The organism is Xanthomonas vasicola (genome assembly GCF_000772705.2).
Classification (GTDB): domain Bacteria; phylum Pseudomonadota; class Gammaproteobacteria; order Xanthomonadales; family Xanthomonadaceae; genus Xanthomonas; species Xanthomonas vasicola.
In genome coordinates, this window is the sequence record NZ_JSBW02000039.1 from 15,134 (window position 1) to 41,638 (window position 26,505).

General features: G+C 62.8%; 23 protein-coding genes and 3 pseudogenes. 18 read left to right on the top strand and 8 right to left on the bottom strand.

All coding sequences use genetic code 11. From position 1 onward, the window contains the following. Nucleotides 1-161 precede the first annotated feature (161 nt). Nucleotides 162-1,160: a glucokinase family protein gene (locus NX05_RS09510; RefSeq protein WP_172645737.1), complete on the top strand. Its 999-nt coding sequence runs from the start codon at nucleotides 162-164 to the stop codon at nucleotides 1,158-1,160. 139 nt (nucleotides 1,161-1,299) lie between these two features. Here the strand turns inward: NX05_RS09510 and NX05_RS09515 are convergent, their stop codons facing one another. Both NX05_RS09515 and bioA read right to left on the bottom strand, forming a co-directional pair. Continuing rightward, entirely contained in the window at nucleotides 1,300-2,034 is a 735-nt protein-coding gene (locus NX05_RS09515) for a 16S rRNA (uracil(1498)-N(3))-methyltransferase (protein ID WP_039433179.1), read from the bottom strand. Beyond that, nucleotides 2,025-3,443, bottom strand: coding sequence for an adenosylmethionine--8-amino-7-oxononanoate transaminase (gene bioA / locus NX05_RS09520; RefSeq protein WP_010375982.1), 1,419 nt, complete (start codon nucleotides 3,441-3,443; stop codon nucleotides 2,025-2,027). The genes NX05_RS09515 and bioA overlap by 10 nt, the downstream gene beginning before the upstream one ends. Before the next feature lie 41 nt (nucleotides 3,444-3,484). On the opposite strand from bioA, the gene nudE reads away from it, so the two are divergent. The 11 genes and pseudogenes from nudE to NX05_RS25350 all read left to right on the top strand — a co-directional run. Next, entirely contained in the window at nucleotides 3,485-4,033 is a 549-nt protein-coding gene (gene nudE, locus NX05_RS09525; protein WP_010368671.1) for an ADP compounds hydrolase NudE, read from the top strand. Continuing rightward, complete coding sequence (gene cysQ, locus NX05_RS09530) at nucleotides 4,030-4,830, top strand: 3'(2'),5'-bisphosphate nucleotidase CysQ (protein WP_010368673.1); 801 nt, start codon at nucleotides 4,030-4,032, stop codon at nucleotides 4,828-4,830. The genes nudE and cysQ overlap by 4 nt, the downstream gene beginning before the upstream one ends. A gap of 231 nt (nucleotides 4,831-5,061) precedes the next feature. Beyond that, the gene (mazG, locus tag NX05_RS09535; protein WP_039433185.1) at nucleotides 5,062-6,081 is read left to right on the top strand and encodes a nucleoside triphosphate pyrophosphohydrolase; all 1,020 of its coding nucleotides are present in this window, start codon (nucleotides 5,062-5,064) and stop codon (nucleotides 6,079-6,081) included. Beyond that, complete coding sequence (locus tag NX05_RS09540) at nucleotides 6,078-6,413, top strand: YnfA family protein (RefSeq protein WP_017121350.1); 336 nt, start codon at nucleotides 6,078-6,080, stop codon at nucleotides 6,411-6,413. Before mazG ends, NX05_RS09540 begins: the two co-directional genes overlap by 4 nt. Before the next feature lie 89 nt (nucleotides 6,414-6,502). Beyond that, a pseudogene (locus NX05_RS23720) lies at nucleotides 6,503-6,654 on the top strand (SPFH domain-containing protein); the annotation flags it as partial. Nucleotides 6,655-6,657: 3 nt separating this feature from the next. Then, nucleotides 6,658-7,092: pseudogene (locus NX05_RS09545) on the top strand (NfeD family protein). Between the two features lie 172 nt (nucleotides 7,093-7,264). Beyond that, on the top strand, nucleotides 7,265-8,374 hold the full coding sequence (gene gcvT / locus NX05_RS09550) for a glycine cleavage system aminomethyltransferase GcvT (RefSeq protein ID WP_039433188.1): 1,110 nt from the start codon (nucleotides 7,265-7,267) through the stop codon (nucleotides 8,372-8,374). Nucleotides 8,375-8,511: 137 nt separating this feature from the next. Next, nucleotides 8,512-8,907 (top strand): glycine cleavage system protein GcvH, encoded by a 396-nt coding sequence (gcvH, locus tag NX05_RS09555; protein ID WP_010368686.1) that lies wholly within the window; start codon nucleotides 8,512-8,514, stop codon nucleotides 8,905-8,907. Nucleotides 8,908-9,278: 371 nt separating this feature from the next. After that, on the top strand, nucleotides 9,279-9,482 hold the full coding sequence (locus tag NX05_RS23725) for a hypothetical protein (protein WP_155282148.1): 204 nt from the start codon (nucleotides 9,279-9,281) through the stop codon (nucleotides 9,480-9,482). 437 nt (nucleotides 9,483-9,919) lie between these two features. Continuing rightward, nucleotides 9,920-10,399 carry a hypothetical protein gene (locus NX05_RS09560; RefSeq protein WP_010368688.1) on the top strand — a complete coding sequence of 160 codons (480 nt, stop codon included), beginning with the start codon at nucleotides 9,920-9,922 and terminating at the stop codon, nucleotides 10,397-10,399. 146 nt (nucleotides 10,400-10,545) lie between these two features. After that, a pseudogene (locus tag NX05_RS25350) lies at nucleotides 10,546-10,622 on the top strand (NUDIX hydrolase); the annotation flags it as partial. Between the two features lie 584 nt (nucleotides 10,623-11,206). Here NX05_RS25350 and NX05_RS09565 read toward each other — a convergent pair. Further along, a complete protein-coding gene (locus tag NX05_RS09565; protein ID WP_039433189.1) occupies nucleotides 11,207-12,586 on the bottom strand; it encodes a serine hydrolase domain-containing protein in 1,380 nt (459 codons plus the stop codon). A 76-nt stretch (nucleotides 12,587-12,662) separates the two neighbouring features. On the opposite strand from NX05_RS09565, the gene NX05_RS09570 reads away from it, so the two are divergent. From NX05_RS09570 to NX05_RS09580, 3 genes are all read left to right on the top strand, one after another. Next, the gene (locus NX05_RS09570) at nucleotides 12,663-12,842 is read left to right on the top strand and encodes a hypothetical protein (protein WP_039433191.1); all 180 of its coding nucleotides are present in this window, start codon (nucleotides 12,663-12,665) and stop codon (nucleotides 12,840-12,842) included. 78 nt (nucleotides 12,843-12,920) lie between these two features. Further along, on the top strand, nucleotides 12,921-14,282 hold the full coding sequence (locus NX05_RS09575) for an NTP/NDP exchange transporter (protein WP_039433193.1): 1,362 nt from the start codon (nucleotides 12,921-12,923) through the stop codon (nucleotides 14,280-14,282). A 315-nt stretch (nucleotides 14,283-14,597) separates the two neighbouring features. Then, nucleotides 14,598-14,939: a DUF1304 domain-containing protein gene (locus NX05_RS09580; RefSeq protein WP_039433195.1), complete on the top strand. Its 342-nt coding sequence runs from the start codon at nucleotides 14,598-14,600 to the stop codon at nucleotides 14,937-14,939. 412 nt (nucleotides 14,940-15,351) lie between these two features. Here the strand turns inward: NX05_RS09580 and NX05_RS09585 are convergent, their stop codons facing one another. Both NX05_RS09585 and NX05_RS09590 read right to left on the bottom strand, forming a co-directional pair. Then, on the bottom strand, nucleotides 15,352-17,826 hold the full coding sequence (locus NX05_RS09585; protein WP_017118909.1) for an acyl-CoA dehydrogenase: 2,475 nt from the start codon (nucleotides 17,824-17,826) through the stop codon (nucleotides 15,352-15,354). Continuing rightward, entirely contained in the window at nucleotides 17,823-18,746 is a 924-nt protein-coding gene (locus NX05_RS09590) for an alpha/beta fold hydrolase (protein WP_039433201.1), read from the bottom strand. Before NX05_RS09590 ends, NX05_RS09585 begins: the two co-directional genes overlap by 4 nt. 135 nt (nucleotides 18,747-18,881) lie before the next feature. Between NX05_RS09590 and NX05_RS09595 the strand changes: the two genes are divergently transcribed. After that, a complete protein-coding gene (locus tag NX05_RS09595; RefSeq protein ID WP_039433202.1) occupies nucleotides 18,882-19,493 on the top strand; it encodes a TetR/AcrR family transcriptional regulator in 612 nt (203 codons plus the stop codon). A 105-nt stretch (nucleotides 19,494-19,598) separates the two neighbouring features. On the opposite strand, the gene NX05_RS09600 is transcribed toward NX05_RS09595, so the two are convergent. The 3 genes from NX05_RS09600 to hslO all read right to left on the bottom strand — a co-directional run bounded on the left by NX05_RS09600 (nucleotide 19,599) and on the right by hslO (nucleotide 24,625). Then, a complete protein-coding gene (locus NX05_RS09600) occupies nucleotides 19,599-22,499 on the bottom strand; it encodes a TonB-dependent receptor domain-containing protein (RefSeq protein ID WP_039433204.1) in 2,901 nt (966 codons plus the stop codon). 242 nt (nucleotides 22,500-22,741) lie between these two features. After that, entirely contained in the window at nucleotides 22,742-23,581 is an 840-nt protein-coding gene (locus NX05_RS09605; protein ID WP_010368714.1) for an XOO1806 family protein, read from the bottom strand. A gap of 153 nt (nucleotides 23,582-23,734) precedes the next feature. After that, nucleotides 23,735-24,625, bottom strand: coding sequence for an Hsp33 family molecular chaperone HslO (gene hslO / locus NX05_RS09610; RefSeq protein ID WP_010368716.1), 891 nt, complete (start codon nucleotides 24,623-24,625; stop codon nucleotides 23,735-23,737). A gap of 74 nt (nucleotides 24,626-24,699) precedes the next feature. Here hslO and mtgA point away from each other — a divergent pair, with 74 nt between their 5' ends. Further along, nucleotides 24,700-25,437, top strand: a complete 738-nt coding sequence (gene mtgA / locus NX05_RS09615) for a monofunctional biosynthetic peptidoglycan transglycosylase (RefSeq protein WP_010368718.1) — start codon at nucleotides 24,700-24,702, stop codon at nucleotides 25,435-25,437. Nucleotides 25,438-25,439: 2 nt separating this feature from the next. Further along, entirely contained in the window at nucleotides 25,440-26,480 is a 1,041-nt protein-coding gene (locus NX05_RS09620) for a glycosyltransferase family 2 protein (RefSeq protein ID WP_039433206.1), read from the top strand. Nucleotides 26,481-26,505: the final 25 nt, after the last annotated feature.

Genomic DNA, 26,505 nt, shown 5'->3' on the forward strand with positions numbered 1-26,505 from the left:
ATGATGCGCATCGCTGTATTTGCGCCGAATCCCGGTTGCCACAGTTGCGTTACGAGACGATTGCTGACAACGTTGTCTACCCGTTTGCCGTTCGTCGGGCAATGGGCGACAACGCCAGCCGCCGCCACTGATGAGGAGAATGCGTGAGCGCAAGCAGTCCAATGGAAGCGGTGGCTTTTCCGCGCTCCGAAACCTTCGTTGCCGCAGATGTGGGCGGGACGCACGTGCGCCTGGCGCTGGTGCGCGAAAGCAATGACGCGGGTAAGCCGGTCACCGTGCTGGACTACCGCAAGTATCGCTGCGCCGAGTATCCGGGCCTTGCCGACATCATGGCCGCGTTCTTCGCGGAGGTGGGCTGCGCACCGGTGCGCCGGGGCGTGATCGCCAGCGCCGGCTATGCATTGGAAGACGGCAGCGTGATCACCGCCAATCTGCCCTGGGTGCTGGCGCCCGAGCAGATTCGCCGCCAGCTCGGTATGCAGGCCTTGCATCTGGTTAACGATTTCGAAGCAGTCGCCTACGCGGCCAATTACATGATCGGCAACCAGGTCATGCAGTTGTCCGGCCCCGCGCAAGGTGCCGCGGGCCCGGCATTAGTACTTGGTCCGGGGACCGGCCTGGGCGCAGCGCTGTGGATACCCAACGGTGCGCACCCGGTGGTGCTGCCGACCGAGGCTGGCCATGCCGCACTGGCGCCAGCCAGCGATCTGGAAATAGCACTGCTGCAGGAACTGCGGCGCACGCGTACCCACGTGGGCACCGAAACGCTGCTGTCTGGCCCGGGACTATTGAATCTGTACACCGCGCTGGCCGCACTGCGCGGCGATACGGTGGTGCATGCCAACCCAGTCGAGATCACCGCTGCCGCATTGGCCGGCAACGATGCACTGGCGCACGATGCCTTGCAGGCGTTCTGCGGGTTCATGGGCAGCGTGGTCGGCGACCTGATGTTGCTGTATGGCGTGCGCAGCGGCGTCTATCTGGCTGGCGGCTTCCTGCCGCAGATCGCCAGCTTTATTGCCGACAGCGATTTCGTCGCACGCCTGCTCGACAAGGGTGCCTTGCGCCCGGCGCTGGAACAGGTACCGGTGAGCATCGTTGAGCACGGCCAGCTCGGCGTCATTGGTGCAGCCAGCTGGTTTCTGCAGCACGGCCGCTGAGTGCACACATATCGGCAGGTGCGCAAGCCGGCTGCACAAACCGATCACCTCCACATCCGGTAGGAGCGCACCTGGGCGCGATGAGGCGTTACCGATAAGGCCCTGTTGCGCCCAGGTGCGCTCCTACGATGTCATGGCGCTATAGATCCCCGAACCGCGACTGCAACGCCGCGATGGCCGCGAGGCCGGCGGTTTCCGTGCGCAGGATGCGTGGCCCCAATTGCAGGCCAGTGAAGCCGGCATCGGCAAGCAGGGCGCGATCGCGTGGCGACCAGCCACCTTCTGGCCCGATCGCCACCACAATGTGTTGCTGGACGCTCGATGCCAGCGTGCCCAGACGGTGCTCGCCCTGCGGGTCCAGGGTCAGTCGTAGCGCATGCGCGTCACTGGCCTGCGCTGCTTCCTGCAGACCCAGCGGCGCGGCAACAGTGGGAATGCGTGCGCGGCCAGACTGCTCGCAGGCCGACACCACCACGCTGCGCCAATGGGCAATGCGCTTTTCGGTGCGCGCCGCATCGAGCTTCACCTCGGTGCGCTCGGCAATCACCGGCACGATCGCCGCAACGCCCAACTCGGTGGCCTTCTGCAGGATCAGATCCATCTTCTCGCCGCGCGCGATGCCCTGCATCAAGGTGATCCGCAGCGGCGATTCGTTGGAGAGCGGCTCGACGCATTCGACCAGCGCACGTGCGTCGCGCTTGCCCGCCAAGGTGATGCGCGCGTGGTAATCGCTGCCGTCGCCGTTGAACAGGATGCAGGCATCGCCCTCGCGCAGCCGCAGCACGCGCAGCAGGTGGTTGGCCGACTCTTCCGGCAGCGCCACTTCCTGGTCGCAGTGCAGTGGCAGTGCGACATGCGAGCGGGTCAGGCGCATGCGACGGCCTCGGTGATGGCGTGGCGGGTGGTCTCGGCCAACAACACAAGTTGCGCCTCGTCCACGCAATACGGCGGCATCCAGTACAGCACGTCGCCGAGCGGGCGCAGCACCACACCTTTATCTAGCGCCGCGCGATACGCCTTCAAGCCAACGCGCGCGGCAGATGCAAACGGTGTGCGCTTGTCGCCGCCCTGGGTCAGTTCGAATGCCACAATCATGCCGGCCTGGCGTACGTCCGCCACCGCCGGGTGTTCGCCGATTTGCGCAGCGAGCTCGCGCATGCGCGCTGCGACGGGCTGGTTGCGCGCAATCACGTTGTCGTCAGCGAAGATTTTTAATGTCGCCAGCGCCGCCGCACATGCCAGCGGGTTGCCGGTGTAGCTGTGCGAATGCAGGAACGCACGCTCGCGCGAATCGTCCAAAAAGGCGTCGTATAACTGCTGCGTGGCCAACACTGCCGACAATGGCATGAAACCGCCGGTCAGTCCCTTCGACAGGCACAACAGGTCTGGCATGATCCCGGCCTGTTCGCAGGCAAACAAGGTGCCGGTGCGGCCAAAGCCGACGGCGATTTCGTCGGCGATCAAGAACGCGCCATGAGCATCGCACAGCTCGCGTGCGCGGCGCAGATACGCCGGGTGGTACATGCGCATGCCGCCTGCACACTGCACCCGCGGCTCCAGGATCAGTGCGCAGATTTCGCCAGGCGAGCGTTCGAACAATGCCTGCAGCGCATCGGCCGCCTGCAGTGCGTAGTCTTCGGCGCTCTGCCCGGGCTCGGCCAGATACGCATCGGGCGAGGGGGCGAACATCGACTCCAGCAACAGCGGCGCATACACGCGCCGGTACAACGGAATATCGCCAACCGACAGCGCGCCGATGGTTTCGCCGTGGTAACCGTTCTCCAGCGCAATGAAGCGCGTGCGCCGGTGCTCGCCACGATTGTGGAAGTAGTGGAAGGCCATCTTCAGCGCCACTTCCACGCCGGCCGATCCGTTGTCGGCATAGAACACCTTCGATAACGGCGCGCGCCCGGCCTGGCGTGGTGCGATGTCCAGGAGCTGCTCGGCCAGTTGCACGGCTGGCGCATGCGTGAAGCCGGCCAGCATCACCTGCTCCAGTTCGCCGGCCTGGCGCGCGATCGCCGCACCGATGCGCGATTCGGTATGGCCGAACAGGTTGGTCCACCAACTGCTCACCGCATCCAGATAACGGCGGCCGTCATGGCCCACCAGCCATGCGCCTTCGCCACGTGCGATCGGCACCAGCGGCAGCGTGTGCGGGTGCTCACGCATCTGCGTGCAGGGGTGCCACACCACAGCAAGATCGCGTTGCCGCCAATGTTCGGCAGTTTGTGCGGCTGCAGGGTCTGCTAGGATTTCGGGTTCATGAATATGTCGATGCATCTGCCCATTCTATCGGCTCGCTCCGCGGCTGCGTGCGACGCATGAGCTCGCGCCTGCCGATCATCCACAAGATCACCGATCTGGGCGACGGGCCGTTCCGTCGCCAGCAACTGGATCTGGAATTTTCCAACGGCGAGCGCCGCATCTACGAACGTCAACTCAGCCAGGGTCATGGGGCCGTGGTGGTGGTGCCGATGCTCGATGCGCAAACCGTGCTGCTGGTGCGCGAATATGCCGCCGGCGTGCATCGCTACGAGCTGGGTCTGGTCAAGGGCCGCATCGACGCCGGCGAAACCCCTGAGCACGCCGCCGACCGCGAGCTCAAGGAAGAAGCCGGCTACGGCGCGCGCCAGGTCCAGGTGCTGCGTGCGATGACGCTTGCTCCTACTTATATGAGTCACCAATCCTGGTTGGTGCTGGCACGCGACCTCTACCCCGAGCGCCTGGTCGGCGACGAGCCGGAAGAGATGGACGTGGTGCCGTGGCCGATCGCTCGTCTGGACGAATTGATGCTGCGCGAAGATTTCTCCGAAGGCCGCTCGCTGGCCGCCTTGTTCATTGCGCGCGAGTGGCTGGAGCGCAACCCATGATCCGCATCCCGATGGAACTGCGCGAAACCGTGATCGCCATCGCGCGCGATGCCGGCGCCGCAATCATGGAGGTCTACGCGCAGGACTTCGCGGTGGAGATCAAGGACGACGCCAGCCCGCTGACCCAGGCCGACCTTGCCGCCAACCGCGTCATCGTTGAAGGCCTGCGCCGGGTCACCCCGGACGTGCCGGTGCTCTCGGAAGAATCCGCGCACGTGGCCTGGGAAGAACGCCAGTACTGGACCAGTTACTGGCTGGTGGACCCGCTCGATGGCACCCGCGAGTTCGTCAAGCGCAATGGCGAGTTCAGCGTCAACATCGCACTCATTCATATGGGCGCGCCGGTGCTCGGGGTGGTGCAGGCGCCGGTCGATGGGCGGGTGTGGTACGCCGCACGCGGCGAGAACGCCTTCCGCCGCGATGGCGACCGCGACGAGATGCTGCACACGCGCACCCCGGCGGCCACGCCGTTGCGGGTGGCGGCCAGCCGGTCGCACCGCGACGCGCGCACCGCCGCCGCGCTGGAGCGCATGGGCGAGATCGACGTGGTTGCGCAAGGCTCGTCGTTAAAATTCTGCCGCATCGCCGAAGGCGACCTGGACGTGTACCCACGCTTTGGCCCCACCTCCGAATGGGATACCGCCGCTGGCCAGTGCGTGCTGCATGCGGCCGGCGGCGTATTGCTTGCCGGCGGCAGCGGCAAACCGTTCCGCTACAACCGCCGCGACACCTTGCTCAATGGCGACTTCATCGCACTGGGCGATCCCAATCTGCCCTGGCGCGATTGGTTGGCGTGAGCGGTGTGGGTGGAGGAAGGCGCGAAACCGTGCTGGCGTGCTGCGCTGCCACGCATGCGTTGGTTTGCTGTGGCCACGCCGTGCTGCGCGAGATGCGGATGACCTGAAAGGTACACTTCGGTACCGGCGCTCAGCTGCATGCCGGGTCGCGCTGCAGCAGGCGATGACATCGTCTCGCGTGCGACATGTCGCCGCGAGCGCACTCATTTTTAAAGGTTCCAGGAACACACGATGTCTCAGACACCGCCGACCGGCGACATCCAGCAGCTGTTGCAGTTGATGGCGCGCCTGCGCGATCGCGAACACGGCTGCCCGTGGGATGTGCAGCAGACCTTCGCCAGCATCGCACCGTACACCATCGAAGAAGCCTACGAAGTGGCCGATGCGATCGACCGCAACGACTTGACTGGCCTGCGCGACGAATTGGGCGACCTGTTGCTGCAGGTGGTCTTCCATTCGCAAATGGCGGCCGAGCAGGGGGCGTTCGGCTTCGCCGACGTGGTCGCCACGCTCAGCGACAAACTGGTGCGTCGCCACCCGCATGTGTTCGCTGCGCAACAGGCGCCCGATGCACTGGCGGTGAGCGCCAACTGGGAGCAGATCAAACGCGAAGAACGTCGCGCTGCTGGCAGCCAGGACGACTCCGCACTTGCCGGCATCGCGCGTGGGCTGCCCGAATGGCAGCGTTCCACCAAACTGCAGTCGCGTGCGGCGCGGGTCGGTTTCGATTGGCCTGGCCCGGTGCCGGTACTGGAAAAACTGCAGGAAGAAATCGAAGAGCTGCGGGTGGAATTCGCACGTGGCCCGGTGGCCGACAACCAGGCCCGGCTGGAAGACGAACTGGGCGATGTGTTGTTCGTCTGCGCCAATGTGGCGCGGCATGCCAAGGTCGATGTCGGCGCCGCGCTGCGACACGCCAATCTCAAATTCGAACGTCGCTTCCGTGCGATGGAGGTGCAGGCGCATGCGGCCGGCACCACGTTGAACGCGTTGTCGCTGAGCGAGCAGGAAGCGCTGTGGCAACAGGTCAAGCGTAACGAGCGTAGCGGTGAGGCGTCGGCCATCAACAGTTCGGCAGTCAAGAGTTCCGCGAGCGAGGCACCGGCCATGCATGCGCCGGCTTCCCAAGTGCAGCCTGCGGACAACGCTGGCGCCGGTATGTCCGCCGTCGGCAAGTCAACTGCCGATAGCGCAGACGCGCATCCGGCTTCGCTCGATACTCCGGACACCGACACACCACCTCCCGCATGAACCTCGCGCCGGCCACGCTGCTGCTGTTTGCCGCGACGGCGCTCGCCGAGCTGGTCGGTTGCTACCTTCCTTATCTATGGCTGCGCAAGGGTGGCAGCGTGTGGTTGCTGCTGCCCACCGCGCTGAGCCTTGCCATCTTCGTGTGGCTGTTGAGCTTGCATCCGGAAGCCAGCGGTCGCGTGTATGCGGCCTATGGCGGCGTCTACATCGCCAGCGCGCTGCTGTGGTTGTGGTGGGTGGATGGCGTCACGCCGACGCGCTGGGATCTGCTCGGCGCCGCCTGTTGTCTGTGTGGCATGGCGATCATCATGTTTGCACCGCGTAGCGCCTGACTGCACTCGCGCAAACGCGCGCATGTTGCCGGTGTTGCCACAGCCGCCGCCCACAGTGGCTGCGCCTGTTACGCATGGCTGGAATCAGAGCGGCTAACAAAACGTTCGTGCTGATGCCGAAGAGTCCAGCGGCATCATCGGCTCGATTGCCGGTATCGCCGAGTTGGCCAAGGAAGCGATCGGCAAGCCCGACGCACCTGCCGTGCGCGTGCTGCCGATACCGCCGTGCGCAGGAGCCTGAGCGGTGCGCTGGGATGTGGCGATCTGGCCAGTGCTGGCGCTGTTGCCGATTGCGGCCGAACTCTAGTGCCGGGTGCCTTCCTGCTGTGGATGGGGATCGCGGCCCGCAGCGGTGTGCGTGTTGATGCTGGTGTTGCCGGACATCGCGTTGCTGGTGCAGATCGTGGCCTTCGTGGTGCTCAGCTTCGTGTCGGTGCAGGTGTATCGCACTTGGTTTCGCGGCAACGGCCACGAGAGCGATTTCCCGTTGCTCAATCGACGCGCCGAGCAGTTGATCGGCCGTCGCGTGCTGCTCGATCAGGGCATCCACGATGGTCGCGGGCGCGCCAAGGTCGATGATGCGTTGTGTGTGGTCGCAGGTCCCGATCTGCCGGCCGGCACGCCGGTGCGCATCGTCGGTGTCGATGGCATGACCTTGCTGGTGCAGCCGGCCAGTTGAGGAGCGCGGGCAGGGCACGCGCCGCCTTGTCCGTGCAAGTATTGTTGCAGCACGGCGTAGCATCGCGCTGCGTCAATGGCCTCCAATCAGTGCAAACGCGCTGCTGCGCGCACGCCGTTCCCCCAAGCGAGGCAGGCCGGCGATAATGGGGCCTTTCCTCGGACCGGCGCTCATGACCCAAAAGACCATCCTCAACGACACCCATCGTGCGCTCGGCGCCAAGATGGTCGACTTCGGCGGTTGGGATATGCCGATCCATTACGGTTCGCAGTTGGACGAGCACCACCAGGTGCGCCGCGACGCCGGCATGTTCGACGTCAGCCACATGACCGTGGTCGACCTGCACGGCGCGCGCGTGCGCGAATTCCTGCGCTACCTGCTCGCCAACTCTGTGGACAAGCTCAAGGTCTCCGGCAAGGCGCTGTACACCTGCATGCTCAATCCGCAGGGTGGGGTGATCGACGACCTCATCGTCTATTACATGAGCGAAGACTTCTTCCGGTTGGTGGTCAACGCCGCCACCCGCGAAAAGGACTTGCAGTGGATCGGCGAGCAGGCCGCACGCTTCGACGTGCGCGTGGAAGAGCGCAGCGACTTCGCGATGATTGCCGTGCAAGGCCCCAACGCACGCGCCAAGGTCATCGACCTGCTGGATCCGGCCGACACCGCAGCGGCGAGCAAGCTCGGCCGTTTCGCAGCGCTGCAGACACATTCGCGTGATGGCATCGACTTATTTCTTGCGCGCACCGGCTACACCGGCGAAGACGGTTTCGAAATCGTCTTGCCGCAGGACGCCGCCGTTGCGTTCTGGAATGCATTGCTCACGCAAGGCGTCAAGCCGGCAGGTCTGGGCGCACGTGATACCTTGCGTCTTGAAGCGGGCATGAATCTTTACGGCCAGGACATGGACGATGCAGTTACCCCGTACGAGGCTGCGCTGGCCTGGACGATTGCCCTGGACGAAGGTCGCGATTTCATCGGCCGCAGCGTGCTCGAATCACAAAAGGCGCAGGGCGCACCGCGTCAGCTGATCGGTGTGGTGATGGACGAGAAGGGCGTGCTGCGGCATGGACAGACCGTGCTCACCGCCAGCGGCGAAGGCGAGATTCTCTCGGGCACGTTCTCGCCGACGCTCGGCAAGGCGATCGCCTTCGCGCGCGTGCCGGCCGGCAGCATCGAGCAGCTGCGGGTGGACATCCGTGGCAAGCAGGTGCCGTTGCGCGCGGTGAAGTTTCCGTTCGTGCGCGATGGCCAGGCGCAGCCCGGCGTCCTGGGCGACTGAATCGTGCGGCGCGTGCATTCCGTGCACGCTGCTGCTTGTGCTTCCGCATCACCACCACACCGCCGCGTGCACCTGTCTTGTCGCGCGGTCTAAACTAGCCGCCTGTCCTCAACCCTTATCCTTCCCGGAGCACACCCATGAGCGAGATCCCTGGCGACCTCAAGTTCCTCAAATCCCACGAGTGGGCCCGCGTCGAAAGCAGCGGCCGCGTGACCGTTGGTATTTCCGACCATGCGCAGGGCTTGCTGGGTGACCTGGTTTACGTCGAACTGCCGGGCGTCGGCGACACCGTGCAGGTCGGCAACGGCGCTGCGGTGGTGGAATCGGTCAAGGCTGCCTCCGACGTCTACAGTCCGGTCAGCGGCACCGTCGTCGAGGTCAACAGTGCGTTGAGCGACAAGCCGGAAACCATCAACGAAGATGCCTATGGCGAGGGTTGGATCTTCGTCGTCGAGATCGACGACAAGGAACAGCTCAACGACCTGCTGGATCCGGACGCCTATGCCGAGCTGCTCGAAGACGACGATCACTGATCAGGTTTCGCTGCCGCCAATATCCGATGGCCGCTCTCAGAGCGGCCATTTTTTTTGGCGCGCTGTCGCTCTCGATGCACGACCTCGGTGCGGTCATGCCACGCGCGCCGGACTTGGGTTCTGAGATAGAGGCGTGTCGTTTGGTCTGTCGACGGCGATGCCGCTGGTCACACGTCGATACGGCGCGCGTGTTGGCGGCAACGATCAAACCTGCATCCAGTGCTCATTACCTGCACGCGCCGGATTTCTGACGTGAGTCGTTCGTGAGGGTCTGGCGTGCACTCGGTGAAAAATTTTCCGATGAGTTGCCCGTCGCGTTCCTTCGACGATGGATGCGATGCATGCCGTAGTCGATGCGCGCGGACGCATGCATGGCGATCGAAGCGCGCAATAAGTTTGCGCATTTCTGCTCATGCGACCTCGGAAGTGCAGCCGTGGGAAAAAAAATTTTCAGCTGGCGGACAGGCGGCAAGCAGTGCCTCCGCACCGGTTTCGCTAGCGTGCCATTGAAGCGCTCAAGCGGTTGCGAAGGCGCACTGCTAAAAAAAAACAGCGGAAAAGAAGTGCTTTTTTGAAAACGCTGTTGGGCGAATATGCTTTTTGGTCAGGCCTGTACGCCGGCGCACACGGTCTTTCGCTGCCCTGGATGCGGCACGCGGCGATGCCTGGCAAAAAAAAAAATGCGAAAGAGTGTTGACAGTAAAAAAAAGCGTGATTAGGTTTCGCCCAGCAGACATTGCTGCTGAAGAGAGTGAGCAGAATCGACATCGCGCCGACAAGCTTGTTCCGGATGTCCACCGAAGCGATAACCACGGTGGAGTCGGGCCCGCTTCTCTCCAAGAAAGCAGCTGTCGTTCCGACTACGCACCCGTGTCGCCGCTCGATGCGGGTGTTTCTGTATCCGTTCCGTCGCGCATTACCTGCGGACGGTTCCCGACGACGGCATGCCGTCGTGGGGTTTGGTTCAACTGGGCGTTACAACTCCATAGTTCACTGACGAGGAGCCAATTACATGGCCACTGCAAAAGCTGCGAAAAAGAAACCCACCGCCAAAAAGGCTGTGAAAAAGACTGCCGCCAAGAAGGCCGTCAAGAAGGTCGCCAAAAAGGCAACCGCTAAGAAGGCAGTGAAGAAGACTGCTGCCAAGAAGGCCGTCAAGAAGACTGCAAAGAAGGCAACCGCCAAGAAGGCAGTGAAGAAGACTGCGAAGAAGGCAACCAAGAAAACTGCCGCCAAGAAGGCAGTGAAGAAGACTGCAAAGAAGGCGACCAAGAAAACTGCCGCCAAGAAGGCAGTGAAGAAGACCGCCAAGAAAGCGGTCAAGAAGACCGCCAAAAAGGCAGTAGCGAAGAAGGCGACCAAGAAGTCCGCCACCAAGAAAACCGCTGCCAAGAAGCCTGCAGTGAAGAAGGTCGCCAAGAAGAAGCCGGCCGCTCGCAAGAAGAAGGCCGCTCCGGTCGCGCTGCCCGCAACCCCGGCACCGCTGATCTGATCTTGTAATACCCGATCGCCGTAGACATCGAGCTCTCTCCCCGACGCCCAGCGGGGAGGGAGCTTTTTTATGTGCCTGGCACTGGCGTGGTCAGTGCGGCGCGTGGCCAGGTCGGTGTAGCCTGCGGCTGGCCCAACGCCTGCGGCCCGGAACGCAGCCTGGACACCGGCGTGGTGCGGGCACTGTGGATGACCCCCAAGAACTGCGCGCCTCGAACGAGCGTTGAGTGTTGCTCGCCGGCAGGCGGCGCAGGTTTCGTCATCGAAGCGACGTGGCTCATTCCAGGTTCTCCGCACTGTTTTCCAAGTTCTCGGCACTGTGCCGCCAATGGCATGCCGGCCGGCGGCGTGGATGCTGCCGCGAAATTGTTTGACTCTTCTGACCAAGCTCAGGCCACTGCACCAGTGCCTTGGCACGACGGCAAGAGGCGATAAGCAGGGACGACGCAAAGCGCCGCTGCGCGCTACGCGATGCAGGTTCGACTGAACTGAAAAAGTGTCGGCAAGGCATCGGGTCGGAGGGTAGAGACCTTGCTGCGGATCAAGCAGCGAGCCCCAGCGCTGACGACTAGAGTTTCTTCCTCAGCGTGTCGAACCTGTTTGCTCAGCTGCACAGCTGCTGGCAACGGGCTATGTACGGCAGCCAAAGACCTGAGCGTATTGATCGTCCACAGCATTGCTCTACCGCGCTCAAGGGGCACGCCTTCCGTAAGCCGACCGATGTGCATCGGATACGCAGAAACAACAAAGGCGGCCGAAGCCGCCTTTGTCTACAGTCACCGACATGAGGTCAGTGCAGTACGTTTACTCAGCGCGGCGAGGCCACCGATTTGCCGGAGGACGCGCCCTTGCCAGCCGGGTCGGGCTTCTCTGCCAGCATGTTCTCGCTGCCGAAGTCACCGTCCACATCGATGTCCAACCAACGCTTCGCCGGCAGGCCGAGTGCGCGGTCCAGGATGGTCGGCAGCATGCCCGAGGGCAGGCCGCTTTCGCCGTTCCACAGGATCGCAATACCTAGGTCGCGCTCTGGCAGCAACGCGACCAGGCCGCGATAACCCTGCACCGCACCGGCATGGAACACCACTTGATGGCCGGCGTAATCGAACACGCGCCAGCCCAAGGCGTAGCTGGCAGCGTCTACACGCTCATGGCGCCAACCGGAGCGCATTTCGCCCGGCGTGGAAATCAACGGCGCGTGCAGCGTTGCCAGCAGCGGCGCAGGCAGTACGTCGGTGCGATGACCGGTGTGCGCGAGCAGCCACTGCGCCATGTCACTGGCGCTGGCGTTGACGCCCGCAGCCGGGGCAAGGCGGTAGTAGGTCGGCTTGGGCGTCAGCGACACCCAGCCATTGCGGCTGCGCACGTGCGGGCGGGCCCAGTGCGGACTGGCCTGGATACCGGCCAGACCCATACTGGCATCGTTCATGCCCAGCGGCTTGAAGATGCGGCGCTCTACCGATTGCTCGTAGAAGCTGCCCGATGCGGCGAACACCACATCGCCGACCAGGCTGAAGGCAACGTTCTGATACGCGTAGCAATCGCCAGGTGCGCAGCGCAGCGGCGCAGCCGCCAGCTTGTGGCTGAGCGAGTAGTAGTCAACGTTGGATTCGATATCGCGGTCGTAGGCATTGCGGGTGAGGCCCACGCGATGGCTGAGCACTTCGGCCACGGTGAGTTGACGGGTAGCGGCGTTGTCGCTGAGATGGAAGCCCGGCACGTAGTCGACCACCTTGCTGTCCCAGCGCAGCACGCCATCGTTGACCAGCAGGCCGGCCATGGTCCCGGCGAAGGCTTTGGACAACGAGGCCAGACGAAATACGGTGTGGCCATCGACCGGCTGCGGATGATTGACGTCGGTGACGCCATAGCCGCGCGCGCTGAGCACCTTGCCGCCCTGCACGATGGCCATGGCCATCCCGGGCACGCGGTTGCCGTAGGTCAACTGGTCTGCCATCGACTCGAACGCCGCCACGTCGAAGCCGGCGGCAGGTGCCAACACCTGGTTGGCCGGCAGCGAGGTGCGATAGGGCAACGGTGCGGTGGGCGACTGCGCCGCAGTGGCCGCCTGCAACGCAGCGGCGGTGGGCGCGGGTGTCTGCGCGGTGGAGGAGAGGGCCAGGGGCAATAACGCCCCGAACAGCCCGATAGCCAACGGTCGGAACCGTCGGCGCGTGCGCATTTCTTTCATGGTTGTCCCGCCTGTTCCGCTGCCTCCGGCGATTCTAGCGCCGCGCTTTGCAATAGCACAAACTGCCGGAAGATGAATGGGCATCGTATTGATCCTATTGATGATTTTAGATTCAGAAATCGAATATTCCGGTGCCGCCGAAGCGTCGCTACGCGCTGGTCCACTACCCTGCTGCAAGCAGCATGCCGGTGCGGAGGTCATCTGGGCCGCAATGTCCTGCGACTGGTCGCTGGTGGCGCCGCCTCGCATCGGCTAACTTGCGCGCTTCTTTCGCGGGTGCTGCCGCTGCCATGTCCATGCCGTCGGGCCCGCTTGTGCGGGCGGCCGTTACACGATGACTAATTCCTCGACGCCGCAATCTGCGGCTGGCCGTTTGAGCGCCGCGCTGCGAAGCTCGCCGCCTTTGGCGTGGTCGTTTCTCTACTTTTTCTGCCTGCTCAGTGGCTACTACGTGTTGCGCCCGGTGCGCGAAGCGATGGGTGCCTCGGCCGATGTGGAGACGCTGTTTCCCACTGACATGATCGCGTTCTTCGCCGCGCGCGGCATGCCGCTCAAGGACTTCACCCTGCAGGTGCTGTTTACCTGCACCTTTCTGATCATGGTGCTGCTGCAGCCGGTCTACGGCGCGCTGGTCAGCCGCTATCCGCGGCGGGTGTTCCTGCCGATGGTGTACGGCTTTTTCATTGCGACCTTGCTGCTGTTCTACGTGTTGTTCGACAGTGGCGTGCCAGGCCGCGGCATGGCGTTCTTCTTGTGGGTGACGGTCTTCAACCTGTTTGCGGTGGCGGTGTTCTGGAGCTTCATGGCCGATATCTTCAGCAATGCCGAAGCGCGTAGCTATTACGGTTATATCGGTGCGGCCGGCACCCTGGGCGCGTTTGTCGGACCAATTCTCACCCGCACACTGGTGGAGCGCATCGGCATTGCGCATCTGATGTTGGTGTCGGCCGGGTTTTTAACCGTGTGCGTGGCGTGCGTGTTGCGTTTGCGGCTGTGGGCGGTTGCGCGCGAACAGGAGCGCCAGCTGAGCTCCGGCGAAGTGCCGATGGGCGGCGACGTGCTCGGTGGTCTCACGCTCATCGTGCGTGAGCCGCTGCTGCGCTGGCTGGCCTTCATGGTGTTGTTCGGCGTGGGCGTTGGTACCTTGCTCTATAACGAGCAGGCAGCGCTGGTGCGGCGGCTTTACACAGACGCAGCGGCGGCCACCGCGTATTACTCCAGCATCGATCTGGCGATCAACACACTGGCGCTGGTGCTGCAATTGCTGGTGACACGCGCGCTGCTATCGCGCTTCGGCATCGCGCCGGCGTTGTTGATCCCGGGTGTGGCGATCATGCTGGGCTATGCGGTGCTGGCGGCGTCGCCATTGCCGATGATGATTGCGATCGTGCAGGTGATTACGCGCTCCAGCGAGTTCGCACTGGCCAAGCCCGCACGCGAGACGCTGTACACGCGGGTGGATCGCGAGTGGCGCTACAAGGCCGGCGCGGCGATCGACACGGTGGTCTATCGAGGTGGCGATCTCACCTTTGTCTGGGTGCACAAGCTGGTGTCTGCGTTCGGTTCCAGTGCGGTGTTCGGTGTCGGGCTGCTCGTGGCGACCGGCATGACGGTTGGCGCGTTCGGCCTGCTACGCGAAGCACGCAAGCTACCTGCAGAGCGCGATGTGGGCACGGACAAACGCGTTGCCGATTGAATGCGGCAGCAGCAGAACGTGGCGATTGGTTGTCGGGTGAGCCGTTGGCGTGTACTTCGGAACGGAACTGCAGCAACAACCTGCCGGATGCATTGCACGGGAGATGCGTCGCGTGCGGAGCACCAGGCGGCAGGGGCTGAGCACTGAGGGCATGCCGAGGCACGGCGTTACGGCCTGGCATCGGTCAGGCACATGGATTGCTTCTCACGCCAGCAGCGATGAAGCGAATGTTCCTGCGCCATAGTCCAGGCGTGCCGAACAGCACGAGCGCAATCGCGGCTATGCTGGTGCCACTCTTTGCCAAGGCGGTCTGCCATGCCCCTGTTCGCCATCATTGCCGGCCTGTGCGTCGCACTGCTGCACGTCTACATCCTCGTATTGGAAATGGTGTTGTGGACACACCCGCTGGGCTTGAAGACCTTCCGCAATAGCCTAGAGAAGGCGCAGGCCACCCGCGTGCTGGCAGCCAACCAGGGGCTCTACAACGGCTTCCTGGCCGCTGGCCTGTTCTGGGGTGCACTGGCCGCGCGCGCCGACGTGCTGAGCTTCTTCCTGGGCTGTGTGGTGGTGGCAGGTTGCTATGGCGCTTACAGCGTCAACCGCCGCATCTTCTTCGTGCAGGCGCTGCCGGCATTGATTGCCCTGGCGCTGGTGTGACTGCCGCGCTGACCTACCCGCGGCAGGATGTTCGCTGCGCGTAGGAGCGGGCATGCCCGCGATGAAGCGTCACTCTTAGCCCATCGCAAGCTAGCGAGTCTCAGCGGACGGCGTGCGCAGGGCAGCCACGCGTTGTGCCGATGCGTACTCGCCTGACAAGGGGCGAAGGTGGGCCACGTAGCCAGGGTGTTTCTTCCTGCCGCGACCACAACCGCTTCAATCGCCTGCGTGCGATCACGGCGGGTCGGGCCACCGGTTATCCGCTAGGGAATGCCATCGCCTGTGCGCTGCAGGCGGCGCAGGACATTGTGAATGCTGCCGGTAGTTGCGCCAGCATCAACACCCGTCCCCACAAACAACGACGGCGAGCCGAAGCTCGCCGTCGTCCGCTGCTGTGAGCCTGGCGCAAGCCTTACGCGGCTTCGCGTGGCTGCTGTGCCTGCGGCTTGTCGTAGAAGCTGGCCGCACGCAACTCATGCGGATCGAAGTCGTCTACGGTAATGGTGTCCATCATGATCTCGCGCAGTTCTTCGAGCAGCTTGCGCTCTTCCATGCTGATCACGCCTTCGGCCACGGCTTCGTCCAGCTGCGCCGGGAACTCCAGTGCTTCGATGCCCTTGGTCTTGAGTGCCTTGAGGAACTTGCGCTCCACCGGCTCGGCCATCACTGCCTTGGTCAGGTAGCTGGCGATGCGGCCACCCGGATTGTTGGCGCACGGAGTCAGGAACACGCCCTGTGCCAAACGGTCGCGCGCTTCGTTCGGCGTCATCAACAGCGAAGCCACACGATGGCCCAGACGGTCGCCAGGCGCTTCGGCACGACGGCCCAGCGGGAAGATCAGCACCCACATCAACCAGCCGACCGGACGGATCGGGAAGTTGCGCAGCGCGGCCGACAGTGCGGTTTCGATCTTGTGCACGCTGTCGTGGAAGGCCCAGGCCAGCAACGGTTGATCGCTCGCCGGCGCCCCCTCGTCGTGGTAACGCTTGAGGATGGCGCTGGTCAGGTAGATATGGCTCAGCACATCGCCCAGGCGACCGGACAGGGACTCCTTGAACTTCAGCTTGCCGCCCAGCATTAGCATCGACACGTCGGCCATCAACGCCAGGTTGGCCGAATAACGATCCAGCTTGCGGAAGAAGCGGCGGGTGTACGCATCACCCGGCGCCGCACCGATGCGCGCACCGGTCAGGCCGAACCAGAACGAGCGCACAGCGTTGGAAATACCGAAGCGGATGTGACCAAACAGATTGTGGTCGAACGCTTCCAGACCACGACGGGTATCGGGATCCTGCGCGGCCTGCATTTCCTTCAACACCCACGGATGGCACAGGATGGCGCCCTGGCCGAAGATCAGCAGACTGCGGGTCATGATGTTGGCGCCTTCCACAGTCACGCCGATCGGCGCGGCCTGCCAGGCGCGGCCGGCAAAGTTGCGCGGCCCCAGGATGATGCCCTTGCCGCCGATCACGTCCATCATGTCGCTCACGACTTCGCGGCCCATCGTGGTGCAATGGTACTTGGCGATCGCCGACGGCACTGACGGCACGTCGCCGCGATCCACCGCCGCGGCGGTGGCCTGCGACAACGCACTGATGGCATAGGCCTTGCCGCCGATACGGGCCAGCGCTTCTTCCACGCCCTCGAAACGGCCGACCGACAGGCCGAATTGCTTGCGAATACGCGCGTACGCACCGGTGACCACCGCAGCGGCCTTGCTGCCGCCGCTGGCGGTGGAGGGCAGGGTGATCGAGCGGCCAACAGCCAGACACTCGTTGAGCATGTTCCAGCCCTTGCCAACCATCTCCACGCCACCGATCAGCTGGCTCAGCGGGATGAACACCTCTTCGCCATGAATTGGGCCATTCTGGAACGGCGAATTCAGCGGGAAGTGGCGCCGGCCGATTTCCACGCCGGGGGTTTCGCGCGGCAGCAGCGCCAGGGTGATGCCGATGTCCTTTTTGTCGCCGATCAGACCGTCCGGATCGTAGGCGCGGAACGCCAGGCCGATCAGCGAAGCGACCGGTGCCAGGGTGATGTAGCGCTTGTCGAAGGTTAGCTTGACGCCCAACACGTTGGCGCCATTCCACTCGCCCTTGCAGACGATACCGTAGTCCGGAATCGAGGTGGCATCGGAGCCGGCGAACGGACCGGTCAGGCCGAAACACGGCACTTCCGCACCGACCGCCAGGCGTGGCAGGTAATAGTCTTTCTGCTCGGGGGTGCCGTAGTGCAGCAGCAGCTCACCGGGGCCGAGCGAGTTGGGCACGCCGACGGTGGAGCTGACCACGCTGGAGATCGAGGACAGCTTCTGGATCACCTTGTGGTGCGCCAGCGCGCTGAAACCCAGCCCGCCGTACTGCTTGGGAATGATCATGCCGAAGAACTTGTTCTTCTTGATGAAGTCCCAGAGCTCCGGCGGCAGGTCGGCGTGGACATGGGTAATTTCCCAGTCGTTGATCATCTTACATAGCTCTTCCACCGGGCCATCCAGGAAGGCCTGCTCTTCGGCGGTGAGTTCGGGCTTGGGATAGTTCAGTAGCTTCTGCCAATCCGGATCGCCGGTGAACAGCTCGCCTTCGAAACCGACCGAGCCGGTTTCCAGGGCGATGCGCTCGGTTTGCGACAGCGGCGGCAGCACCTTGCGGAAGAAGCCCATCAGCGGCGTGGTCAGCAGTGGCTTGCGCAGGAACGGCAGCAGCACAGGTGCGGAGACCAGCACCACCAGTGCGGCGGCCACGATGGTGGCGGTGAGATTGGCACCCAGCAGCCAGCACGCCACCAGCACACAGGCGCTGATCGCAACCCACGTGGCAAGGCGCATCCGGTGATAGGCAGCGATACCCGCCGCCAGGATGACGAGGAGGAACGGTGCAATGATGCTCATGGTCTTGCTCCAGTGACATGCTCGGTAGTGTTGGACGCTGCGATGGTGCAAGCCGCCGGCAGTGCGTCCAGATAATGCAACACGGTGGCGGTAAATGTGGTGTTGTCGTCGCCTGCCAGCATGTGCGTGGCATCGGGCAGATGCACATGCTGCGCATGCGGCGCGATGGAGAGGAATTCGGCGATGTTGGCTGGCGTCACCAGATCGCTGCGTCCGCCGCTGATGAGCAACATCGGGCAACGCACCTGTGCTGCCGCATCCAGCAACGCACGCTGCTGTAGCTGGGCGTCCTGGCCGGCCAGCTCGTCGACCAAACGTGGATCCCAGTGCCAGTACCAACGCCCATCGGCGCGCTGCCGCAGCAATGCCTGCAATTGCCTTGCCGTTTTGCGCGGGCGGTGCGGCAGATATGCAGCGATCGCATCTGTGGCTGCATCCAGCGATGCGAAGCCGTCCGGATGCGCGGTCATGAAGCGCAGGATGCGCTCTACACCGGTGGTGTCCCAGCGAGGCGTGATGTCGACCAGCACGATGGCGCGGAACAGTCCCGGCCAGCGCGCTTCTGCCAGTAACCCGAACAACCCCCCCATCGACGCGGCAACCAGCACCGGTGGCTCGGGCTGCTCGCCGGCCAGCACGATCAGATCGTCGGTGAATTGCGTTGCCGAGTAGGGCAGGTCCGCAGCATTGACGCTCGAGTCGCCATGCCCACGCGCGTCGTATGACAGGGTGCGGTAGCCCTTTTCAGCCAGCGTCGTGGCAGTGGCTTCCCAGGCATGTCGGGTCTGTCCGAAGCCATGCGCGAACAATACCGACGGCGCGTGTTCGGCCCCCCGCATCGACACGGCAAGCACAGCATCACCAGTGTTGACGCTGGACACTGACGCAATGGGGGCGAGGCTAGCGAGTGAAATGACCATACTTAATGGTATGGTCGCATGCCGGGGTTGTCAATACTCAATCGTATGGACGGTTAAGCCATTGAATCGTGGCGCTTGTATGTCAATTACGTGATGCATACTGCAACTGACTCAAGCGTATGGTTAAATCGCGCTATGAACGACACCATCGACTCCTCCAGCCTCACCACGCCCCGCGCCAGCTCTGGTCGCGGCAACCGCCTTAGCGCGGACGATTGGGCACAGGCCGCGCTCGACCTGATTGCCGAACAAGGCGTGGGCGCGGTTGCAGTCGAGCCGCTGGCACGCCGGCTCGGCGTCACAAAAGGTAGCTTTTACTGGCACTTCCCCTCGCGCGACGCGCTGCTGCAGGCCGCCCTTGAGCGCTGGGAAATCTTCGAGCAAAAAGAAGTGTTCGGCAGTCTGGAAGACGTTCCCGACCCCAGCGCACGCTTACGCGCGTTGTTCCAGCTGGTTGCCCACGAAGTCAAACCGCACGTCATCTACAGCGAACTGCTCAAGGCACTCGACCACCCCGCCGTACGCCCGGTCATCGACCGCGTCTCGCAACGCCGCCTCGATTACCTCATCGCCTCCTTCCGGCAGGCCGGCCTCTCTCGCACCGACGCCCAACACCGCGCCCGCCTGGCGTACGCCGCCTACGTCGGCTTTTTGCAGCTTTCACTGCAATTGCAACAGCCCAAGCAGGCCCGCGAAGATTTCGAAGCCTATGTTGAGCATGTGATTCAGACGTTGATTCCGGTGTGAGCTGATCGTTGTGGCTCAGCTCGAACGATTTGCCAAATCTTGGGTCACCATAAAAAACGGCCCCTTAAGTAAGGGGCCGTTTTTCACACTTGTTTCCGATTTAAATCAGAAACGCTGCTGGTACTTCATGTACATGAAGCGCCCAATGTCGTAGCCACCGTAGTAGGAGTAGCCAGAGTTGGGTTGACCATAAGCGGGAGCCGCGTAGTGTTCGAAGATGTTGTTCGCACCCACGGCAACCGTCGCGTTCCACGGAAGAGCATAAGCCACTTGCAGATCGTGGAAGGTATTTGAACCCAGCTCGTTCATCCCAACCGTTGAACCCTGGAACTCAGGAGCGGTGAAGTCAGGAAGGCTGCAACGATCGGTTGCGAAGCAACGCTCCTTGGTGCGCGAGTAGTAACGCGCGCTCCAGGTCACAGACCAATCGTCCCACTGCCAGTTCACCGAGAGATTCGAGCGAACGCGGAAGTTACCACCGTACCCGTTCTGCTGACTCGGCGGATTGGTGCTGTTGTCGGCCTTTAGCTCGTTCTTAGACACGTAGGTGTTCAACAGCGATGTGGTGAAGTTGCCCCACTGCGTCTCGAAGCGATAATTAAGATCGAAGTCGAAGCCTTCAGTTTCAACATAGCCTGCATTGCGTAGACCGAACGACAGGCTGGTGATGTTGCCGGTTGCGTTACGGGTAAAGCCGACGCAACGCGACTCGATACCGCGCAGGTAGCAATCATCCAACAGGTCGGTCGGCGTGTCCCCAACGATGGTGTTTTCGATACGGATATTCCACCAATCCAACGAGGCGTTCAGGCCGGTGATAAAGCCGGGGCTCCATACCAGTCCAAGCGTCTTGGATGTTGAGGTTTCCGGAGTCAGCGTAGGAGTCGAGCCGGATACGAAAGGCACATTCGTCTGTTCGCCAGGTCCCGGTGCTGGAGCGACGCCTGACGCATTAAGTTGACGGAAACCCGCCGGTACATCGGCTAGGCATCGCGGGTTGCCGGCGGCTGGGCCGAACGAGGTATCGCACGGATCGGTGTAGTTTTCGAAGCTCTGCGACAGGCCACCAAACAAGTCTGCAACGGTCGGCGCGCGGAAGCCTTCCGACCATGTTCCACGAACCAACACAGATTCAAACGGCTTCCACTTGAATCCGAATTTGCTGTTTGTCGTATTGCCGAAAGTGTCGTAATCCGAATAGCGCGATGCCAGCGTGACGCTTAATTCTTTGGCGCCAGGAAGGTCTGCCAGCAACGGAACCTGCAACTCTGCATAGACCTCGTTGAGGTTATAGCCACCGCGCGTCGGGCCGGCAGCCAGATCCGTCGAGATACCTGTCTGTGCGAGTGCATCCGGCGAGAAAGAGCCATTTTCTTCGCGACGTTCCACGCCCACCGCTACGCCCAGATCACCGGCCGGCAGCGAGGCAAGGATGCCGGAGACGCTTGCGAAGTAGTTCTTAGTCGTGGTTTCGGACAGCGCTTGGCCTGGCTGATACAGGTAAGCCTTCACATTGGGGTCATTCAAGCCATTCGGAGCGTTGTAGCCGAACGGAACCAGCGGATTCCAGGGCGTGCATGCCCCGGGGCCGAAGCCAAGGGTGATCGGGCTCGCGGCAGTGCCGCACTGTGCCACACCATCAGAGTTGATGAACGATGGGCCAGTAGCTTGCCCGACAGCATAGGTGTTGAGATTACCCGTGCTGATCTGGGTGCCCTTGTTCTGGTTGTAGAGGAAGCCGGCTTCCCAATCCCAGTACTTCTCGCCCAAATTGAAACTACCGGTAAACTTGCCGGTGAATCGCGAGGTGGTCAGATTGTTCTGGACTTCGCGCGGAACTTCCCAGCCACGCCGAACATATTGGACGGCCTGCGGGTCTACGCCAGCAGGCAGCGTGCCGGTCGCCTGATTTCCCAGGGGATTGAAGACGCTATCGATGGAGAGGCCGCCACTGCTCAAGTCGAAGTTGGCGCTCTGCATGGGGTAACCGGCATTCTGTGCGAACGACTCGCGGTCGGTATACAGCACGCTGGTATCAAACGCGACATTGTCGGTGAAATCGAAGTGTCCGTTGAGGAACGCCGACTTACGCTTAATTCCGCTGTATACCGTGGATTCCAGTGAAGGATTGGAAGTATCTGTGCTGTTAAGCGCGCGATAGCTAGAGAAGTCAGCCGGATCTAGCCCCGCAACGTCGCGGCGCAGGGTGCGCGTGGAGGTGCCGCCAGCAGCATTGGTGTAGGCAAAACGACCAAATTCAGTCGTTCCGGAAAGACCGCCCGGACGCGGATCTGTCTTTTCTCCAGTCGGGAATCGGGCGCGGCTAAACCAGCGGTTACGTGCCCAAACCGGATCTTCGTTGGTGTATTCGACGCCGGCAGTCAGCGAGCCGCGATCACCACGAAAGCCCATCGTGAAGTCATACACGTCACGCTGACCGTCACCTTGGCCCCATTGGCCAATGTAGACGTTAGCTTCAGCGCCTTCGAAATCCTTGCGGGTGATGATGTTGATGACGCCAGCAATCGCGTCCGACCCGTAAATTGTCGACGCACCGTCCTTAAGAACTTCAATGCGCTCAACCATTACCGACGGAATCGACGCCACATCTTGCAGGCCACCGTTGGTGATGCCCAGACGGTGCCCGTCCACCAAGATTAGAGTGCGGTTAGCGCCCAGGTTTCGCAGGTCGATGTAATAACCGCCGACATTCTCGCCGGAGCTCAAGGGCGAGGTGCGGCTGATGGCCGGCGAGCCCGCAGTAGGGATATTCTGCAGAATGTCTGCAACCGACTTAAAGCCCTGCTTCTCGATTTGATCGCGGCTGATCAGCAGCACAGGTTGCGCGGTCTCGCTGTCGACCTGACGGATGCGCGAGCCAGTTACCTCGATCTTGTCGAGGTTGGTTGCACCGGTTTCCTGGGCGATGGCGGTACCGGTACCGCCCACGCTCACGACAAGCGCGAGGACAACTGCATCGCGCAGCTTGTTGGACTTGCAATTCATTAGCTCTCTCTCCAAGTGATCTTGGGTACTGCCAAGGGTTGTTTGCCTGGCGGGGGTTCCGAAAGAAGCGGATCCAAAACGTCAGGGTGAACCGATGGTATATGCGTTGCGACAGAAATTAAAGTCCCGTTAATGAAAAAGAAGAGAGTTGTGAAGGCAGTGGTCGGACGGACGATCTAAAACGAAAAACGCCACCGGCTGCAAGCCGGTGGCGTTTGGAGAAGTTTAATGGAATCAGTGACTTACAGGTCTTGCTCGTATCTGACATACGGCACGGTCCCGTCGCTATTGCTCTCGTTGCTTGGTGCGAACGGGTTCTTGCCGCGGGAGATGACGTTCTCGGCACCGACGGTGAGCTGGCCGCTCCAGGGGGTGCGCCAGGTCAGGCCCAGGCCGAGGCCTTCCCATTTTTCGGGCTGACCGGGCACGTCGACGACGCGGCCAATGACGTTGGCGCTGAAGGCGCCGTAGCCGCCACCCACGCTAAGTGTCTTGGTATCCCACTGGTCTGCGATCGCGGGTGAGACGTCGGCCAACGGTACCAGTCGTGCCCGGGCGTAGGTGCCACCGATCGAGACGAAGCCTTCGCGGCCAATGTTTTTCTGGCCGAAAACGGTTAGATCGTTCTGCTCGACGCGGGTCAGTGGGGCCTTGCCGGCGCCAATGAGCCAGGCCGGCAGGGTGTCGCGACCGGTAGCGGCGGTGACGCCAACGCGAGCGCCGCCGCGATTGAAACCCAGCGTGCCGGAGACACGGCGCGATGCGGCGGCGCTGTCTTCTTCATCATCGCCAATGCCTGCAAGCAGGCAATGGCTGGCCAGTCCATTGATATTGGTGCCGCGACTGCTGTTGCAGATCAGGCCCAGCGAGTCGCCTGAGGTCAGGCCGAACGCTGCATCCAGCGAATTACGGCCAAAGTGCCAGCGGGCACCGGCCTTCTGCTCGCCAGTAGGCTCTAGGTACAGAAAGGCTTCGACCTTGCCGCTGCCCTTGTTCCACACCGGCAGGATGGTGCTCTCGCGGAACTGTTGCGAAGGCGCCGACTGCGCGTGCACGCCTGTGGCTGCCGCGAGGGCAACCATCAAAGCTAGCGGGAGGCGCAGTAGGTGTCGCATACCAGAGGTCAGACCCAGCGGCAGTTGTTAAGTTCCCGAGAGCGGGCAGGTAGGATGCTAGGGCTTTTATGATTATTTAACAAGTGGTTGTGTCCCCCCAAACGCAACCGCCATCGCTATCTATTGCAACCTTTCCGGCGCTTCCTGCAGCGGCTGCGCTGCGCTGAAAAGTACGTCCAGTGCGGTCAACGGAAAGTGATACTCACGGCCGCAGAATTCGCAACGCACCTCGACTTCGCCTGTCGCCTCGGCGGCCGCGCGTGCCTCTTCTTCGCCCAGCGATTGCAGCATCGAGGCGACCCGTTCGCGCGAGCAGGAGCAGCCGAAACTGAGCGGCTTGCTGCCGAGCAACTGCGGCTCTTCTTCGTGGAACAGGCGGTGGAGCAGGTCTTGGCCGGCCACCGAGAGCAGCTCCGGTGCGCCCAAGGTGTCGAACAAGGCGCCGATTCGGGTCCAGCCGTCGTTATCACCTTCATCGCCGGGGAGCTTCTGCAACAACAGACCGGCGGCCTGATCCGGTCCTGCGGCCAGCAACAGGCGCGTCGGTAGCTGTTCGGACTGCTGGAAATAGGTTTCGAAGGCTTCGGCCAGGTCCGGTGCCTGCATGCCGACAAGACTCTGGTAGCGCTGCGGCTCACGCGGGTCCAGGCCGGGGTTTTCGATGGTGATTGCCAACAGGGCGGCTTCGCCCAGCTCGCGCAAATCAGTCGGCGCATCGACGCCGTCAGCCAGCTGCACGATGCCGCGTAAGGTGCCGGCGGCGGTGCATTCGGCAAACAGGGTGCGCAAGGTGTCGTTGCCGCGTAACTGCACCGAAAGGCGTCCGTCGACCTTGGTGTGGCCGGTGAACAGGGCAGCGGCCACGGCCGCTTCGCCAAGCAATTGGCGCGCGGCAGGCGGGTACTCAGCGGCTCCCTGGATGTCGTGCCAGGCCTTGGTCAGGCGCACGTGGACGCCGCGCACGCCGGCGGCGGGCAGCAGGAAACGGGAAAGCTGATCGTGATCGGTCATGGGAACATCGGACGTAAGTGACGCGTGTTGCCGGATAATGCGGCAGGCATCGGGATTGAAGGTCGTAGCGAACAATGGGGACGGATGCATGGGATGACAAGCAAGCGGCGCCATCGCGGCCCAGGCGCTGGCTGCGCTGGGTCTTGGCGGCACCGCTGCTGTTTGCCGCGGCGAGTGTGCTGCAGGTGCTGGTCTTGCGGGTGGTCGATCCACCGATCAGCAGCATGATGGTGGGGCGTTATCTGGAAGCCTGGGGTGAGGGCGATTGGAGTTTTTCGCTGCATCAGCAGTGGCGTGATTACGACAAGATCGCCGCCAGCCTGCCAATTTCGGTGGTAGCTGCGGAGGATCAGCAATTCCCGATGCACCACGGGTTTGATCTGCAGGCGATCGAGAAAGCGCGCGATCACAATGCCCGCGGCGGGCGCGTGCGTGGCGCCAGCACCATCAGCCAGCAGGTCGCCAAGAATGTGTTCCTGTGGCAGGGCCGCAGTTGGGTGCGTAAGGGCCTGGAAGCTTGGTACACGGTGTTGATCGAGCTGTTCTGGCCCAAGCAACGTATCTTGGAGATATATCTCAACGTGGCCGAATTTGGCGACGGGGTGTACGGCGCGCAAGCGGCTGCCCAGCAGTTTTGGGGCAAGGATGCGGCAGGCTTGTCGCCGACCGAATCGGCGCGCCTGGCGGCGGTGTTGCCATCGCCACGGCGTTACGACGCGCGCCGTCCCGGTGCATTCGTGCAGCGGCGTACCGCATGGATCCAGCGGCAGGCGCTCCAGTTGGGCGGCCCTGCGTATCTACAGGCACCATAAGGGTGAGCACTATCGATACTGTCCAACTGCCGGTCGCCACTGAGCGCCTGACCGTGGTCATCGCGGCCTTCAACGAAGAAACCAGCATTCCCCTGCTGCATCCGCGCCTGTGCGCAGTATTGGCGCAATTGCATGGGTTGCAGACGCATGTGCTGTATGTTGACGACGGCAGCACCGACAGCACCTGGGACGTATTGCATGCGCTTACCGAAGCCGATGCCAACGTCAGTGCGGTGCGGCTATCGCGCAATTTCGGCAAGGAGTTAGCGATTTCTGCGGGGCTGGATCATGTGCTGCCGGGTGCGGTGGTACTGCTGGATGCCGATGGCCAGGATCCGCCGGAATTGATACCGGAATTCGTTGCGCTGTGGCGCAGCGGCTACGACAACATCTTCGGCACGCGGGTGTTTCGCGAGGGCGAGAGTTGGCTCAAGCGTAGCGCCGCGCATGCGTTCTACCGGGTGATCCGGCGCTTGTCGCGCACCCCGATTCCTGCCGATACCGGCGATTTTCGCTTGCTGTCGCCGCGTGTGGTGGCTGCTTTGCAACAGCTGCGCGAGCGCCACCGTTTCATGAAGGGGTTGTTCGGCTGGGTCGGATTTCGTCAGGTAGCGCTGCCGTATCGGCGTGCGCCGCGTTTGTCCGGAAACAGCAAGTTCACCGTATGGAGGCTGTGGAATTTCGCACTCGACGGCATCACCAGTTTTTCGACGGTGCCGCTGCGGGCGGCCACGTATCTGGGCTTGCTCACTGCGTTGTGTGCGTTCCTGTTCGGCGGTTGGGTCGTCATCAAGGCCGCGCTGGTGGGCGACCCGGTGGCGGGTTGGCCGACCATGATGTCGGTCATCTTATTTCTGGGTGGCATCCAGCTGATTGCCTTGGGGCTGATTGGCGAATACCTGGGCCGCTTGTACGACGAGGCCAAGCAGCGCCCACTGTATGTGGTTGATACCCACCGCGGTGCGGTGGGGGGGAGGCTGTGGGGTGACCAGACCAAGCGCGGAGCGGGCCATGCAGACCGTACGACAGCTGTTGGGGGCTAACAGGTTGAGGTGTTCGCGGTTGCGG

Excerpts from the sequence above, each read along its gene's own strand:
- NX05_RS09580 (WP_039433195.1), top strand. The coding sequence starts at position 14,598 with ATGCCCCTGTTCGCCATCATTGCCGGCCTGTGCGTCGCACTGCTGCAC.
- NX05_RS09585 (WP_017118909.1), bottom strand. The coding sequence starts at position 17,826 with ATGAGCATCATTGCACCGTTCCTCCTCGTCATCCTGGCGGCGGGTATC.
- NX05_RS09570 (WP_039433191.1), top strand. The coding sequence starts at position 12,663 with ATGGGCATCGTATTGATCCTATTGATGATTTTAGATTCAGAAATCGAA.
- gcvT (WP_039433188.1), top strand. The coding sequence starts at position 7,265 with ATGACCCAAAAGACCATCCTCAACGACACCCATCGTGCGCTCGGCGCC.
- cysQ (WP_010368673.1), top strand. The coding sequence starts at position 4,030 with ATGATCCGCATCCCGATGGAACTGCGCGAAACCGTGATCGCCATCGCG.
- NX05_RS09510 (WP_172645737.1), top strand. The coding sequence starts at position 162 with ATGGAAGCGGTGGCTTTTCCGCGCTCCGAAACCTTCGTTGCCGCAGAT.
- NX05_RS09605 (WP_010368714.1), bottom strand. The coding sequence starts at position 23,581 with ATGGTTGCCCTCGCGGCAGCCACAGGCGTGCACGCGCAGTCGGCGCCT.
- mtgA (WP_010368718.1), top strand. The coding sequence starts at position 24,700 with ATGGGGACGGATGCATGGGATGACAAGCAAGCGGCGCCATCGCGGCCC.
- NX05_RS09515 (WP_039433179.1), bottom strand. The coding sequence starts at position 2,034 with ATGCGCCTGACCCGCTCGCATGTCGCACTGCCACTGCACTGCGACCAG.
- NX05_RS09560 (WP_010368688.1), top strand. The coding sequence starts at position 9,920 with ATGGCCACTGCAAAAGCTGCGAAAAAGAAACCCACCGCCAAAAAGGCT.
- gcvH (WP_010368686.1), top strand. The coding sequence starts at position 8,512 with ATGAGCGAGATCCCTGGCGACCTCAAGTTCCTCAAATCCCACGAGTGG.
- NX05_RS09595 (WP_039433202.1), top strand. The coding sequence starts at position 18,882 with ATGAACGACACCATCGACTCCTCCAGCCTCACCACGCCCCGCGCCAGC.
- hslO (WP_010368716.1), bottom strand. The coding sequence starts at position 24,625 with ATGACCGATCACGATCAGCTTTCCCGTTTCCTGCTGCCCGCCGCCGGC.
- NX05_RS09590 (WP_039433201.1), bottom strand. The coding sequence starts at position 18,746 with ATGGTCATTTCACTCGCTAGCCTCGCCCCCATTGCGTCAGTGTCCAGC.
- NX05_RS09600 (WP_039433204.1), bottom strand. The coding sequence starts at position 22,499 with ATGAATTGCAAGTCCAACAAGCTGCGCGATGCAGTTGTCCTCGCGCTT.
- NX05_RS09540 (WP_017121350.1), top strand. The coding sequence starts at position 6,078 with ATGAACCTCGCGCCGGCCACGCTGCTGCTGTTTGCCGCGACGGCGCTC.
- mazG (WP_039433185.1), top strand. The coding sequence starts at position 5,062 with ATGTCTCAGACACCGCCGACCGGCGACATCCAGCAGCTGTTGCAGTTG.
- NX05_RS23725 (WP_155282148.1), top strand. The coding sequence starts at position 9,279 with ATGGCGATCGAAGCGCGCAATAAGTTTGCGCATTTCTGCTCATGCGAC.
- bioA (WP_010375982.1), bottom strand. The coding sequence starts at position 3,443 with ATGCATCGACATATTCATGAACCCGAAATCCTAGCAGACCCTGCAGCC.
- NX05_RS09565 (WP_039433189.1), bottom strand. The coding sequence starts at position 12,586 with ATGAAAGAAATGCGCACGCGCCGACGGTTCCGACCGTTGGCTATCGGG.
- NX05_RS09575 (WP_039433193.1), top strand. The coding sequence starts at position 12,921 with ATGACTAATTCCTCGACGCCGCAATCTGCGGCTGGCCGTTTGAGCGCC.
- nudE (WP_010368671.1), top strand. The coding sequence starts at position 3,485 with ATGAGCTCGCGCCTGCCGATCATCCACAAGATCACCGATCTGGGCGAC.